This is a genomic window from Acetobacter pasteurianus (assembly GCF_009914215.2).
Classification (GTDB): Bacteria; Pseudomonadota; Alphaproteobacteria; order Acetobacterales; family Acetobacteraceae; genus Acetobacter; species Acetobacter pasteurianus.
Genome location: NZ_CP039846.2, coordinates 1,910,053 through 1,924,167, shown reverse-complemented (window position 1 = coordinate 1,924,167; position 14,115 = coordinate 1,910,053). Strand labels below are relative to the sequence as shown.

At 54.0% G+C, this 14,115-nt stretch carries 12 protein-coding genes; 6 read left to right on the top strand and 6 right to left on the bottom strand.

All coding sequences use genetic code 11. The annotated features are described in order from the left end of the window. Nucleotides 1-15: 15 nt before the first annotated feature. Together hpnR and ndk are read right to left on the bottom strand one after the other, a co-directional pair. On the bottom strand, nucleotides 16-1,575 hold the full coding sequence (gene hpnR / locus FCN51_RS22525) for a hopanoid C-3 methylase HpnR (RefSeq protein WP_014457164.1): 1,560 nt from the start codon (nucleotides 1,573-1,575) through the stop codon (nucleotides 16-18). Between the two features lie 263 nt (nucleotides 1,576-1,838). Beyond that, complete coding sequence (gene ndk / locus FCN51_RS22520; protein ID WP_035362113.1) at nucleotides 1,839-2,261, bottom strand: nucleoside-diphosphate kinase; 423 nt, start codon at nucleotides 2,259-2,261, stop codon at nucleotides 1,839-1,841. A gap of 135 nt (nucleotides 2,262-2,396) precedes the next feature. Here ndk and FCN51_RS22515 point away from each other — a divergent pair, with 135 nt between their 5' ends. From FCN51_RS22515 to FCN51_RS22495, 5 genes are all read left to right on the top strand, one after another. After that, nucleotides 2,397-4,286: an ABC-F family ATP-binding cassette domain-containing protein gene (locus FCN51_RS22515; RefSeq protein ID WP_160256917.1), complete on the top strand. Its 1,890-nt coding sequence runs from the start codon at nucleotides 2,397-2,399 to the stop codon at nucleotides 4,284-4,286. A 183-nt stretch (nucleotides 4,287-4,469) separates the two neighbouring features. After that, nucleotides 4,470-5,591: an AI-2E family transporter gene (locus tag FCN51_RS22510; protein ID WP_160256916.1), complete on the top strand. Its 1,122-nt coding sequence runs from the start codon at nucleotides 4,470-4,472 to the stop codon at nucleotides 5,589-5,591. 75 nt (nucleotides 5,592-5,666) lie between these two features. Then, nucleotides 5,667-6,344 carry a response regulator transcription factor gene (locus FCN51_RS22505; RefSeq protein WP_003623182.1) on the top strand — a complete coding sequence of 226 codons (678 nt, stop codon included), beginning with the start codon at nucleotides 5,667-5,669 and terminating at the stop codon, nucleotides 6,342-6,344. Nucleotides 6,345-6,399: 55 nt separating this feature from the next. Next, on the top strand, nucleotides 6,400-7,332 hold the full coding sequence (locus FCN51_RS22500) for a sensor histidine kinase (protein WP_160256915.1): 933 nt from the start codon (nucleotides 6,400-6,402) through the stop codon (nucleotides 7,330-7,332). A gap of 76 nt (nucleotides 7,333-7,408) precedes the next feature. After that, the gene (locus FCN51_RS22495) at nucleotides 7,409-8,224 is read left to right on the top strand and encodes an SIMPL domain-containing protein (RefSeq protein ID WP_003628590.1); all 816 of its coding nucleotides are present in this window, start codon (nucleotides 7,409-7,411) and stop codon (nucleotides 8,222-8,224) included. Between the two features lie 69 nt (nucleotides 8,225-8,293). On the opposite strand, the gene infC is transcribed toward FCN51_RS22495, so the two are convergent. The 4 genes from infC to FCN51_RS22475 all read right to left on the bottom strand — a co-directional run bounded on the left by infC (nucleotide 8,294) and on the right by FCN51_RS22475 (nucleotide 12,780). Beyond that, complete coding sequence (gene infC, locus FCN51_RS22490) at nucleotides 8,294-8,830, bottom strand: translation initiation factor IF-3 (protein WP_035351884.1); 537 nt, start codon at nucleotides 8,828-8,830, stop codon at nucleotides 8,294-8,296. A 156-nt stretch (nucleotides 8,831-8,986) separates the two neighbouring features. Next, nucleotides 8,987-10,918 carry a threonine--tRNA ligase gene (gene thrS, locus FCN51_RS22485; protein ID WP_020424196.1) on the bottom strand — a complete coding sequence of 644 codons (1,932 nt, stop codon included), beginning with the start codon at nucleotides 10,916-10,918 and terminating at the stop codon, nucleotides 8,987-8,989. Between the two features lie 45 nt (nucleotides 10,919-10,963). Further along, nucleotides 10,964-11,920 (bottom strand): glycosyltransferase family 9 protein, encoded by a 957-nt coding sequence (locus tag FCN51_RS22480; protein ID WP_201762569.1) that lies wholly within the window; start codon nucleotides 11,918-11,920, stop codon nucleotides 10,964-10,966. After that, nucleotides 11,917-12,780: a tetratricopeptide repeat protein gene (locus FCN51_RS22475; RefSeq protein ID WP_160256914.1), complete on the bottom strand. Its 864-nt coding sequence runs from the start codon at nucleotides 12,778-12,780 to the stop codon at nucleotides 11,917-11,919. Before FCN51_RS22475 ends, FCN51_RS22480 begins: the two co-directional genes overlap by 4 nt. A gap of 88 nt (nucleotides 12,781-12,868) precedes the next feature. On the opposite strand from FCN51_RS22475, the gene FCN51_RS22470 reads away from it, so the two are divergent. After that, a complete protein-coding gene (locus FCN51_RS22470) occupies nucleotides 12,869-14,098 on the top strand; it encodes a glycosyltransferase family 4 protein (protein ID WP_003623198.1) in 1,230 nt (409 codons plus the stop codon). Nucleotides 14,099-14,115 lie beyond the last annotated feature (17 nt).

Sequence of the window (14,115 nt, the reverse complement as noted above, 5' to 3'; positions counted from 1 at the left end):
ACCTTGGTTTACTTTTTACGCTTCGGCGTCAGCCTCTGCGCATTCACCCATACGGGTTGTATCTACAAATTTTTCAGTCGCATCATCCAGCGCGCGGGTTTTACGCCCACCGGGGCCATGCACGTACAGGTCTTTCTTGTTCAGCTTGGTCACGGCATCAGGCTGTACAGGCATCAGATACCGTGCAGGACGCTGATGATCCGCCAGCTGAAGTTTGGGGTTAAAGACCGAATTAAACTTCCAGAGCATTTTTACAAAGTTGGTCTGGCCATTGCGTAGCAGACGCGCCGCAATACCTGCAGTGTCTTTCAGCGCTTCCCAACCCATGTGCTTGGTGTTGAGCACCTGCTGGGTTTTTACCAGCTCTTCGTAAAACTCTGGCAGCGGCAACGTGGTCGGCAGCACTGCGTGCTGAATATCGAACAAACGATAATCCCGCGTTGTCAGACGGCGTGCTTCCTTGTGCCAGATTTCTGTGCCCGGATACGGCGTGGTGACAGAAATATTCACGATATCTGGAATTTCCAAGCACCACTGGCGTACTGTTTCAAAGCGCTTCCGATCCCATGAAGGATCAGCAATGATGTTAATGGCAACAATCAGCCCCAGAGAACGTGCGTATTCCAGCGCTTCAAAGTTTTTATCCAGAGAAACGCGCTTACGGAACTGCTTCAGGCCCTCTTCATCCACAGCTTCCATGCCGATGAAGATGTAGGAAAGCCCGATTTCACTCCAGACCTTAAACACTTCCTTGTTGCGCAGCAGCACGTCTGCACGCGTTTCAAGGTAGTATTCCTTTTTAATGCCGCGCTTCTTGATTTCGTTGGCAATGGCCATGCCGTGCTCTTCATGCACGAAGGCCACGTCATCCACGATAAAGATGCCGGGTTCCTTAATTTCCTCCAGCTCATCCGCAATCACCTGCGGGCTGGCTGTGCGGTAGGAACGGCCATAGAATGTCCAGGCAGAACAGAATGTACAATCCCACGGGCAGCCACGCGCAAATTCGATAGAGGCTGCCGGGTCCAGCGTGCCAATAAAGTATTTGTTGCGGTGGCGCAGAAGATCACGCGCCGGGCGCACCTCATCCAGAGATTCTACAAAGATAGGCGGTGGGCCTTCACCATCCTTGGTGATAACGCCGGGCACTTCCAGAATGTCTTTACCATTCTGCACGGCATCCAGCAGTAGCCCAACCGTGGCGTCGCCTTCACCTTTAAGAATGCAGTTGATGGTACCTTCAGAAAGTTCCAGCACATCCTTTGCAATAAAGGATACGGAATGCCCACCTACAAACTGGAAGATATTGGGGTTGCGGTAGCGGGTTTCGCGGCACAGATCCAGAATTTCTGGCACGTTTGCCAGATAGTTGCCGGAGTAGCACACCACATCGGGCTGAAACTCATCCAGCATTTTCCAGTAATCTTCATGCGTTTCAGCCTGAAGATCTATAATCTGCACATCGTGGCCGGCACTACGAGCTGCGCCAGCAACCAGCTCCATACCAAGAGGCTCCAGACGGAGAAAGACCCGCGTGTACATCAGGGCGCTGGGGTGAACCGCCAGAACTTTCATGTCATTCCTTTTCGCTCGCCAAGCCAACAGCGCGCGGAGGTTTCCTCAACACGCAGCCGGAAAATTCTTTGGATGCTTACATATTAGAGGAATGCTTATAGAGCAAATGTTAGGCGTGACCCCATCTTTGCAGCCACACCTCCCATGCAAAAGGTGCTTACCTCTTGCATACTGCGCCCAATAAAAGGCCACAGCAACATAATTTATATAGCTCTGGCTGGCAGCAAATGTACCAGCCAGAGTAAATCCGAAAAAAAAACGGATCAGGGCAGGATTTCGGTTTCCGCAAAGAAGAAGCGGATTTCGTTCGCTGCGTTTTCTGCGCTGTCAGAACCGTGCACGGAGTTTGCTTCAATGCTTTCAGCAAACTGAGCGCGGATGGTGTTGGGTTCTGCCTTTTTGGGGTCTGTTGCACCCATCACTTCACGGTTCTTGGCAACTGCGTTGTCACCTTCCAGAACCTGCACCACAACCGGGCCGGAGATCATGAAGGACACCAGATCGTTATAGAACGGGCGTTCTTTGTGTACTTCGTAGAATGCACCAGCCTGAGCCGGAGAAAGCTGAATGCGCTTCTGGGCGACAATGCGCAGACCTGCATCTTCAAACACGGCATTGATCTTGCCGGTCAGGTTGCGACGGGTTGCGTCTGGCTTGATAATGGATAGCGTACGTTCTTTAGCCATTGGGTTTCTCCTGTTTTCTGGCATACCAGCACCATAAGGGTGGCAGCCGTAGCGCACCATCTAGAGCATATCGGCGCGGGCTGGTAGGTACCATGCCGGATGTAATGCACGATTCATAAAGAAACGAGAGTTGCGTTGAGCCTTCTTGTCATATCCGATCTTACCCTGCGTATGGCAGGCCGCACCCTTCTGGACCAGGCTAACCTGTCTATAGAGCCCGGGCGCAAGGTGGGCCTTATCGGGCGCAATGGGGCCGGAAAATCCACCCTATTAGCAGCAATTGCGGGCGATATTGCACCAGATGGCGGTGAAATTCGCCTGTCCGCCCGCGCCCGTATGGCACGCGTAAAGCAGGAAGCCCCAGCAGATGGCGCATCGCTTCTGGATACCGTGCTGGCTGGTGATACCGAACGCAGCGCCCTTCTGGCAGAAGCCGAAACAGCGACGGACCCCGTACGTATTACGGAAATACATGAGCGCCTGCGCGCCATACGTGCAGATAGCGCCCCAGCGCGCGCGGCCTCTGTTTTAGCCGGATTGGGGTTTAATGCAGATGCACAGGCCCGCCCTGTTTCAGATTTTTCCGGCGGCTGGCGTATGCGTGTTTCCCTCGCAACGGCCCTGTTTCTTGAGCCAGATTTGCTGCTACTGGATGAACCCACCAACCATTTGGACTTGGAAGCCACCCTTTGGCTGGAAGATTGGCTACGTCGATTCGCTGGAGCTGCGCTGATTGTCAGCCATGATAGGGGGCTGCTGGATTCCTGCGTGGATGCCATTGCACATCTGGACCATGGCAAGCTCAGCCTAACACCGGGTGGATACGAAAATTTTGTACGCATTCGCACAGAGCAAGCCTTACAGCAGGCCCGGCAGGTTGAAAAAATTGCAGCCCAGCGGGCGCATATGCAGTCCTTTGTGGATAGATTCCGAGCCAAGGCCACCAAAGCCAAGCAGGCACAGGCCCGCCTGAAGGCTTTGGAAAAACTGCCCGTTATCGAATCCGTGGTGGAAGAAACGCCCGCGCACTTCTCCTTCCCCGAACCCGAGCAGCTTCCCCCTCCCATTCTGAGCATGAGCCGTGCCAGCGTGGGGTATGATGGCAAGCCTGTGCTCAGCAATCTTTCCCTCCGGTTGGATATGGATGATCGCATTGCCCTACTTGGCGCCAACGGCAACGGTAAATCCACCTTTGCCAAGCTTCTTGCTGGCAGGCTGGAACCACTATCTGGCACGGTAGAGCGGAACCCCCGGCTCAAAATTGGGTATTTTGCCCAGCATCAGGCCGAAGAACTGCACCTGAACGAAACACCTATCGACCACATGGCGCGTGCCCTGCCCAAAGCCACGCCTCCGGTAGTGCGTGCCCAGCTTGCACGTTTCGGGCTGGATGCAGAACGCGCTGAAACAGCGGTGAAAGACCTTTCAGGCGGTGAAAAAGCACGCCTGCTGCTGGCATTGGCAACGCGTGATGCCCCACAACTTCTGCTATTGGACGAGCCCACCAACCATCTGGATCTGGATGCCCGCGATGCGCTTATTCGTGCGCTGGCAGATTATGAAGGCGCTGTGGTTCTGATCAGCCATGATCCTCATCTGGTGGAACTGGTGGCAGACCGCCTGTGGCTGGTAGGCGATGGCAAGATCACCCCGTTTGAAGGCGATATGGCGGAATATCGCGCGTGGTTGATTGAGCACAACCGCGCAGCAAACCGCCCAAAACAAGATACTGCGGCCCAGCCCAGCCGCAAGGATGACAGGCGTGAGCGCGCAGAAGCCCGCAAAGCCTTGGCCCCTTTGCGCAAGGTTATAAAAGACGCCGAAGCACGCCTTGCCAAACTGGCGCAGGAGCAGCAGAAAATTGAAGCCAGTCTGGCAGACCCCGCTCTGTATAGCGAAGGGAAAACGCAGGATCTCACGCGCCTGAACACACGCCTTGCTGCCCTTAAAAAAGAACAGGAAGAAGTGGAAGAACGCTGGCTGGCAGCCGAAGCTGAAATGGAAGAAGCCACCAACGAAGCCTGACCCCCAAACTGGCGTGAGGCATTTTTGCCAATGCGCCAGTTTTTTGTGTCTGGCTTTTCAGAATTTTCTTCTCAGATCGTAAGACACATGGATAAGAATACATCTTAAACGCAGTAGCACTGCCTCTTCGCTTACCCTTCCCAACAATCCGGCCTCAAATTGCATTCCGAAAGACATTTGCGCATGCCTTCAGATACCCCTTCTCCTGCCAATTCTCTTGCTGGCGGGCCGTATGAAGGCAAGCCGCATTCTGCGGATTGGCTGCAATCCATTTCCAGAATCCTGCGCATGACCTTCAGCGGCGCTGTTATTGCGCTGGTGGTTTGGTTGATGGGCGATGTGCTGATGGTGGTGTTTGCATCAGTACTGTGTGCTGTGGTGCTACATGGGCTGTCTAAAATTCTGGTGCGCCACCTTCGGCTGCCATATGGGTGGGCGCTCAGTGCCGTTATCTGCGGGTTAATTGGCAGTGCTGTGTTTTTGGTCTGGAACAGCGGGCCGGCGATGATAAGCGAAGCCCTACGCCTGCAAGATGCCTTGCGCCAGCAAGAAACCGCACTACGCAGCACCCTACAAAGCACCCCTACGGGCCAGATGATCCTGAATTATCTCCCGGCATCTTTGGGCGGTCATCAGGCTGGAGGGGGAGATACCAGCAGCCTTGCTTCTCTTGGTTCCCGCATTGCGGGGTCCATGACGGGCATTCTGGGGTCCGCCTTTGGGGCTATTGGCACATTGCTGGTTGTGCTGATTGCCGGGCTGTATTTTGCAATGTCTCCCGCAGTTTACGCCAATGGCTTTTTGCGGCTGGTGCCTGTTTCCAAACGTCCCAAAGTGCGTGATCTCCTGCTTAGGGCCGGGCAGACACTCTGGGCATGGGTTGCCGGGCAATCATTAGACATGCTGGTGGTTGGTACGCTTTCTGGCCTTGGCCTCTGGTTTATTGGCGTGCCTTTGGCGCTGGCGCTGGGTGTGCTTGCCGGGCTGTGTAACTTTATCCCGTATATTGGCGCCATTATGGGGGCCGTTCCTGCGTTGCTGCTAGCCCTTTCTCTGGGCACGCGGGAAACCATTATGGTGGCTGTGCTTTATAGCGTGATCCAGTTTTTAGAAGGTAATGTGCTGGCCCCAGTTATTCAGCGCCACGCCGTGCAAATGCCCCCTGCCATTACAGTTTTGTCACAGACACTCTTTGGCGCCATCCTGGGCTTTCCGGGCCTGATTTTTGCCTCACCACTTACGGCGGTGTTGATGGCAACACTAGACGGCCTGACCCCCAAGCTGGATGAAAAAGACCAGATTTGAACGCGGGCAGTGACATGATTGTATAATTATCGTAAGGTTTTGGTAATACGCTCTGGATAATGTAAGGTCTGGATCATGCGCGTTCTTCTTGTTGAAGACGATCAAACAGTTCGCAATTTTGTTGCCAAAGGCCTTGCAGAAGCTGGGCATTTGGTTGAGCAGGCTGAAGACGGCAAAAATGGCCTCTCCCTTGCTACCAGCGAAAAGTTTGACGTCATCATTCTAGATCGCATGCTGCCGGGCGGTGTAGAGGGCCTTCATATCCTACAAACATTGCGAAATCAAAACAATACAACCCCCGTGCTGCTGCTTTCCGCCTTGGCCGATGTGGATGAAAAAGTGGCCGGACTGAAAGCAGGTGGGGATGATTACGTTACAAAGCCCTTCTCATTTTCCGAACTTCAGGCACGTTTGGAAGCACTGGTCCGGCGCAACAGAAACGAGGCCCAGCCCCAGACGCGCCTTACAATTGGGGATCTGGAAATAGATCTGCTATCGCGCAATGTGAAACGCGCTGGCCAGAAGATTGAGTTGCAACCGCGTGAATTTCGCCTGTTGGAATTTTTGATGCGCCACGCCGGTCAGGTTGTTACCCGCACCATGCTGCTGGAAGGTGTATGGGATTATCATTTTGACCCCCAGACAAACGTCATTGACGTGCATATTTCCCGCCTGCGCCAAAAAATAGACAGACCTTTCCATCATCCACTGGTGCATACCATCCGTAATGCAGGATATATGCTGCAGGAATAGACGCAATTGCCGCCAGAGGTCTGGATAAAAAACCTTTCGTGAGGTTTAAAGCGGTGTGCCTCAGCTTAAACCTAATCTTTACAGTTTTGGCTGGGTGATCCGTGAAATGTTCCAACGCATTATCCATCTCATTCACAAAAGCACGGCTGCCATTACACACGGTGATTTCTCCCAACACATTCCGCTCATCGGAAACGGAGATGAAAGGGATGATGTTGCTATCGCCATAAATACCATGCTGGATGGTGCCAGCCAGCAAATGGATAATGTGAGACAGACTTCCAACGCCATTGCGCATGATCTGCGGGCCCCAATTGCCCGCGCACGCTCCCAACTGGAAGATGCAGCCCTATATGCACATACCGAGGCTGAGCTACGCACAGCCATTAATCACGCTGTAGAGCAGCTTGACCATGTTACCAGCATTTGTGACGCACTGTTGCGTATTGCGCAGATAGAAGCCGGTGGTCGCCGCTCTGCCTTTACTCGGTTTGATCTGGTGCCTGCCCTACAGGATATTCTGGAGCTTTACGCTGCGGTTGCGGAAGATCGCGGAATAACGATTGAGACCACCCTTCCCGCAACACTTCCATTTTATGGTGATCGCGCCATGTTCCAGCAGGCTATTGCCAATGTGCTGGACAACGCCATTAAATTTTCTCCGTCAGGAGGCACCATTACCTGCTCTGCTCGGTTTATGCCGCCTCAGCCTCATTCAGAAAATGATGGCACTATAGAACTCACCATAGCTGACCATGGCATAGGCATGACGGCAGAAGACATGGCAAATGCCACAAAACGTTTCTTTCGGGCAGAACAGACACGCCATATTTCTGGCTCTGGCCTTGGGCTTTCTGTTGTGCAGGCCATTGTGCATCTTCATGGCGGCCAACTCCATCTGGCCAACAACAATCCGGGCTTAAGCGTGCGTATTGATACGCCCTTACCCTACACAAAAATCAGTAAGATTACGGACATTCACCGTTAATCTAACGTTTTCGAGACAATCATGCATTTGCGGCAGATACATTGCCTTTCTGCCTTGAACTTGCCCCACTGATAGATTGTTATCGCACAAGCAAGCATTCACCTGTTCTGGACAGCCTGAGAAAAAAGCGCTGCTCTTTGCCAACAGGGAAACATCTGACATTAAAAGGAAACATACCCTGATGCGTTTTTATTCTCGCTCCATGCTGTTCCTGCTTTCCGCAAGTTCCTGCGCATTCATGGCAATGCTGCCCACAGCTCATGCGGAAGACACAAGCACTTTTACCAAGCTTGAACTTTCTGCTTCCGGCACAACAGATGCCGCCCCAGACCAGCTTACCGCCATATTCCGCGCAGAAGCACGCAACAAAAATGCGGCAACGGCTCAGCAGGCCGTCAATGCACTGGTGCAGAAAATTACTGAACAGACAGGCAAAAACGATGCCGTGCAGTTGGCGGTTACGGGATACGATGTGTCTGAAACGCGCCCAGACAAGGATCCTGCTTTCTGGACAGCCACCCAGAGATTGAGCCTAAAGGCTCAGAACGGCAACGCGCTGCTACCTTTGGCCGGACAGTTGCAGGCAAATGGCCTTATTCTGGAAAGTCTGGATTGGTCTATTTCTGATGACAAGCGGGAAAGTCTGCTTCTGGATGCTGAAAAGAACGCCGTTGCCGAGCTAAAAAAACAGGCAGATACGGTAGCGGCATCTCTGGGCTTGCATGTTGTACGTTTTTCAAACGTAGCAATATCCGAAAACCCGATCATACGCCCCATGCCTATGATGATGTCTATGGCGCGTAGCGCAGATGCCCCGGCAGCCCCGTCCAGCACAGCACAAACACAGCACGTTCGCGCAAATGCGCACGCAACTATCCTGCTTGGCCCGTAAAAACAGAAAACCCCTGCTTCCTTAATAAGAAAGCAGGGGTTTTTCCGGAAATCAGACTGAAAACACGGTTTAGCGCGGGGCCAAAACCATGATCATCTGGCGGTTTTCAAGGCGCGGCATCTGCTCCACCTTGGCAACCTCATCCATTTCGCCACGAATGCGTTCCAGAACCTTAATACCCAGTTCCTGATGCGCCATTTCACGACCACGGAAACGCAGCGTAACCTTTACCTTGTCACCTTCACCAATAAAGGTTTTCACAGCGCGCATTTTAACCTGGTAGTCATTTTCGTCGATATTCGGACGAACCTTGACTTCCTTGATTTCAATGACCTTCTGCTTCTTCTTGGCTTCGTTACGCTTTTTCTGCTGTTCGTATTTGAACTTGCCGTAATCAAGAATCTTGGCAACAGGCGGCTCAGCATTCGGGCTTATTTCTAGAAGATCCAACCCAACACTATACGCTTTTGCCAAAGCATCGCGCACGGTCATGATACCGGCCATTTCGCCATTTTCATCAATAAGGCGAACCTGCGGCACACGGATTTCTTCATTCACTCGCGGCCCTTCTCGGCTGGGCGGCGCGGGATACGGTGATCTGGCTATGGTCGGCTCCTGTAGTACATTTCAATAACTTGCAAAGGCACCCCTTCAGGCGCTTCTGCCTATCGTTAGTATGTGCGCAATTATCCGCGCTTTATCAAGCAGGGCAAGCACAAAAACATCTTCATTGCTGCCCTGCTGTGGCAATAAAACTCTGCTTCACCCTTTTTTGCGCAAATCCGGCGGTGTTGCCTCGTTTTTCAGGCGGGCAACAGCATCATCCAAGCTCAGAGTCTCCTGCGCCTGCGTGCCAAGGCGGCGCATGGCCACAGTGCGTTCTTCTGCCTCACGCCGGCCTACCACCAGAATAACCGGAACACGGGCCACACTGTGCTCACGCACCTTGGCGTTGATCTTGTCATTCCGCACATCGGCTTCCACAGCCAGCCCTGCTTCACGCAGGGCAGCAGCCACTTCCTCCGCATAAGGTGCGGCATCACTTACGATGGAGGCCACAACCACCTGCACAGGTGCTAGCCAAAGCGGGAAACGCCCGGCGTGCTGTTCGATCAGAATGCCAAGGAAGCGTTCGAAGGAACCCAAAATGGCACGATGCAGCATAACGGGGCGATGCCGCCCGGAGTCTTCACCAATATAGCTGGCATCGAGTCGTTCTGGCAGAACCAGATCAACCTGCAAGGTGCCGCACTGCCAATCACGCCCAATAGCATCACGCAGCACAAACTCCAGTTTGGGCCCGTAGAATGCGCCTTCACCGGGGTTATGTTCGTATTCTACCCCAGCCACGGTGCAGGCTTCTTTCAGGGCATTTTCAGCCTTGTCCCACACTTCATCGCTGCCAGCACGCTGCTCTGGGCGGTCAGCAAACTTTACGCGCACATGCTCAAAGCCCAGATCCTGATACACATCGTGCAACATTTTCACGAAGCGCACAGTTTCATCTGCAATCTGATCTTCGGTGCAGAAAATATGTGCATCGTCCTGCGTAAAGCCGCGCACACGCATCAGGCCATGCAATGCGCCTGATGGTTCATACCGATGGCAGGCGCCAAATTCCGCCATACGCAACGGTAGTTCACGATAAGAACGTAGGCCGTGGCGAAAAATCTGCACATGGCACGGGCAGTTCATGGGCTTGAGTGCGAGCGTTTTGTTCTCGTCCTCAACCGTGGCGATGAACATGTGGTGGCGGTATTTATCCCAGTGGCCAGAAGCCTCCCACAATGCGCGGTCTACAAGTTGCGGAGTGCGCACTTCCTGATAACCGTGGCGTGTCTGGGCGCGGCGCATGTAATCCTGCAACGCGGTATAAAGCCGCCAGCCTTTGGCGTGCCAGAACACCTGCCCCACGGCTTCTTCCTGAAAATGGAACAAGCCCATTTCCTTGCCGATCCGACGATGATCGCGCTTTTCTGCTTCTTCCAACTGGTGCAGATGCGCGTCCAGTTCCTTCTGATCGCGCCATGCCGTGCCGTACACACGGGTGAGCATGGGGTTACGATGATCCCCACGCCAATAAGCGCCTGCCACCTTCATCAGCTTGAAAGCAGTGCCAACATCCTTGGTGGTGCGCAGATGTGGACCACGGCACAGATCCAGCCATTCACCCTGCCGATAGATGGAAATTTCTTCATCTTCCGGCAGATCGCGAATCAACTCGGCTTTAAACTTTTCACCGCGCTCTTCAAAAAAGCGGATCGCATCATCGCGCTTCCAGACTTCACGCACAAAAGGCTCAGCCTTGGCAACAATTTCGCGCATCTTGGCTTCGATGGCCGCAAAATCTTCCGGGGAGAACGGTTCGGAACGATAGAAATCGTAATAGAAGCCGTTTTCAATGGACGGACCGATTGTAACCTGAGTGCCGGGGTATAGCGCCTGCACGGCTTCTGCCAGCACATGAGCGGCATCGTGCCGAATAAGTTCCAGCGATTCCGGATCCTTGCGGGTAATAAACCGCAGGGCAGCATCTTTGTTGATGGTCTGGCGGATATCGCACAGCTTTCCATCCACTTCCATGGCCAGTGCGGCTTTGGCAAGACCGGGGCCGATAGCTTCCGCCACCGTCGTGCCTGTAACCGGCCCGTCAAAACTACGAACAGAACCGTCAGGCAAGGTAATGGCGGGCATGGTCAAAGGCTCCAGAAAAGAAAATCAGAAACTGATGGAAGATGCTTAATGACGCCACCAGAGCGCGGCTGCAACCCTTTGCACACAAAGCAATGCAAGATCACGCACACGTAGCACGCGCACCTGCCCTGCCTGCCACCCTAACGGGGCTGTAAGCGCAGGGTTACTATCGGCAGAAAATAGCACAACACAGCGGCAGCCCATAACGGCAGCCAGATGCATGGGGCCTGTATCATTCCCCACAGCGCACTGTGCCCGTGCGGCCAGTCCTGCAAGCTCCGGCAGAGTGGTTTTGCCCATTAAGTTTAGCGCCTCGGGGCAATATTTCAGAATGTCCTGCGCCAAGGGCTGCTCGGTTTCATGCCCTACCAATACAGGGCGCAAACCACGGCGAAAAATTTCTGCTGCCAGTTCACCATACCGCCTGGCAGGCCAGCGTTTGGCGGGCCGATGCACGGCTGCCCCCGGCACTATCAACACATAGGGCTCATCCAGCTTTGGCCCTTTATCACGCAACCACGAAACATCTGGCTGCGGCACATCCTTAATGCCTGCCATACGTAGCTGATCACGCTGGCGGGCACGGGTGTGCATTTCATCCCGCCACGGGTTTAAATGGGCAAGATGCCCTTCTCCCACATGCCCACACCATGAAACGGGACGACTGGCCAACACGAAATATCGCGCGGTGCGGGCTGATGTCTGCAAATCATAAACCTGATCATACCCACGCAACATCTTACGCAAGGCGAGAATTTGCGGCACATCTGTCCAACGCGGGCGTGTATCCGTAAGCACCTCATCAAACCAAGGCGAAAGCCGGGCAAGCTCAACAAACGGCGCGGTTGTAAGCAAGGTGATATGCGCAGCAGGAAATGCCTGCCGAATGGCCTGAAACGGGCCAAAACTTTGCACGAAATCTCCCAACGCCCCCAAACGGATAACAAGAATGCGTTGAGGTATAACGTCTTGAACTTTTTCAGAATGCATTAGGGTCTTCATGGTGTATCTGGATCTGCAGCCATAACGGCAAGATCCTGCCGGGCCAGATCTGCCTCATGGCTATCTGGCGCCAAATCAAGCACCCGCTGCCAATCTGCCTGTGCACCGGTGGCATCCCCTTTACGTTCACGCACAATGCCACGCTCCAGCAGGGCTGCGGGGTTTTCCGGCTCTATTTCCAAAGCGTGCGCTACGTGCGTGGCAGCGGCATCAAGCTGCCCAACGCGGCGCTCTGCCGATGCCAGCAGAACATAGGCTTCGGCCCCGATATCTGGCTTTTTGGCCACCAGCGCAGAAAGTTCTTTCACCACAACATCGGCCTGATCTTGCGCCAGCAAGGCACGGGCACGCAGCAGATGCAGGCGGGTATCATCCTCAAACGCCAGCCCGTAATCTACGCTGCTCAGGGCTTTTTCTGGTTGTCCGGCAGAAAGCCATGCATCTGCCGCATCTTCCTCTAACCCGGCGCGAAAGCTGGAAGGCGCACGCTCTGCATGTTCTATGGGTTGGTGGGCAAGCTCATCCAGTTCCTGTGCAGCACTTTCTTCATCCCCAGCTTCCAGCAATGCCAAAGCGTGACAATGCTTGGCCTCCTGCCCTCCGTTGCCGTGGCGCTCCCAGTCCAGCGCGTAATCTCTTGCGCCAAAAGGATCATCCCCCACCATGGCCATACAGGCTTCCACCGACCATTTCTGCCCAGTGAGCGGCCCGGGTGCAGCCGCAGCATGGCTGCGTGCCGTAGCCGCCATAACAGGAGCGGAAACAAGCAACGCTGTACCTGCAACCACGCAGGGAAGATGCCGCCGTGTAGGCACAAAAGAAAACTTCATCCTGCCTCCATACCAAACAGGTTCATTCACGCACAGGCCGGGAACCTGAAAAGGAAGAACAGTTCTGCCCTACTGATCTTATGGCACAAAATGTGCAAATTATGATAACACCCTGTTCATGAGCAGTTTTCTGGCCTCTGCCTCCATTCTGCAAATCCTGCCCGCTCTGGAGCAGGGCGGGGTGGAAAGAGGCACCATAGAAATGGCGCAGGCCATTACACAAGCTGGGGGCAAAGCACTTGTCATCAGCGCTGGTGGGCGTATGGAACCTCTGTTGCGGCATAGTGGCGCAGAGCATATTGCCCTTCCCGATTGCGGTAGCCGCAACCCTTTAAAAATTGCCAAAAACAGCCATTTCCTCAGCAATATCATTCGCCAGCACAACGTGCAGCTTGTTCATGCCCGCTCTCGCGCGCCTGCGTGGGTTGCCAAAATGGCCTGCAAGCGCACGCAAACACCTTTTGTAACAACATGGCACGGCGTGCACGCCAACAGCTTTCCCGGCAAGCGGCATTACAATGCCGTTTTGGCATCTGGTGATCGCGTTATTGCCATTAGCAACCATATCGCCCAGCGCCTTGCAGAAGAATACCATGTAGGGCCAGATCGGCTACGCACCATTCCGCGCGGGGCAGATACCGAGCAGTTTTCACCTCAAGTAGTGTCCGGCCAGCGTGTGCACCGTTTGGTAGAAGCGTGGGCGCTTCCGGCTGACGCACCGGTTATTCTCATGCCCGGCAGGCTGACAGCATGGAAAGGCCAGAGCCTTGTGCTGGATGCGCTGGCACAACTGCTGGAGCTTTTACCGGATATAAACTGGCACTGCGTGTTTGCTGGTGGTTGCGCACCAGACGATAAATACGCACAGGAACTGAGCACCAAAGCCGCACAACTGGGCCTGACTGACCGTGTGCGTTTTGCGGGCCATTGCGATGATATGCCTGCTGCCATGATGCTGGCCAATATGGTGGTTGTGCCCTCCCTCCGCCCAGAACCTTTTGGGCGCGTGGTGGTGGAGGCTCAGGCAATGTGCTGTCCGGTTATTGTGGCGCATCATGGCGCGGCAGTAGAAACCGTTGCTCACGGCCAAACGGGTTTTAGCTTTACACCAGAAAACGCCAGTGAACTGGCACAGGCTATTTATGACGTGTTAGCTGCACCGCCAGAAATTCTGGAAGCGATAGGATACGCTGCGCGCCAGATGGTCCTGAGCCATTACAGCACTTTTGCCATGCAACATGCCACACTGGCTGTGTATGATGAACTGCTTGGCACCACGCTGGCAGAACACTTTGCTGGCATTAAAAATGATCCTGCCCTCTTTCAGGAACCAACATTTGCGGGATAAGGAAGGAAGACTTTAAT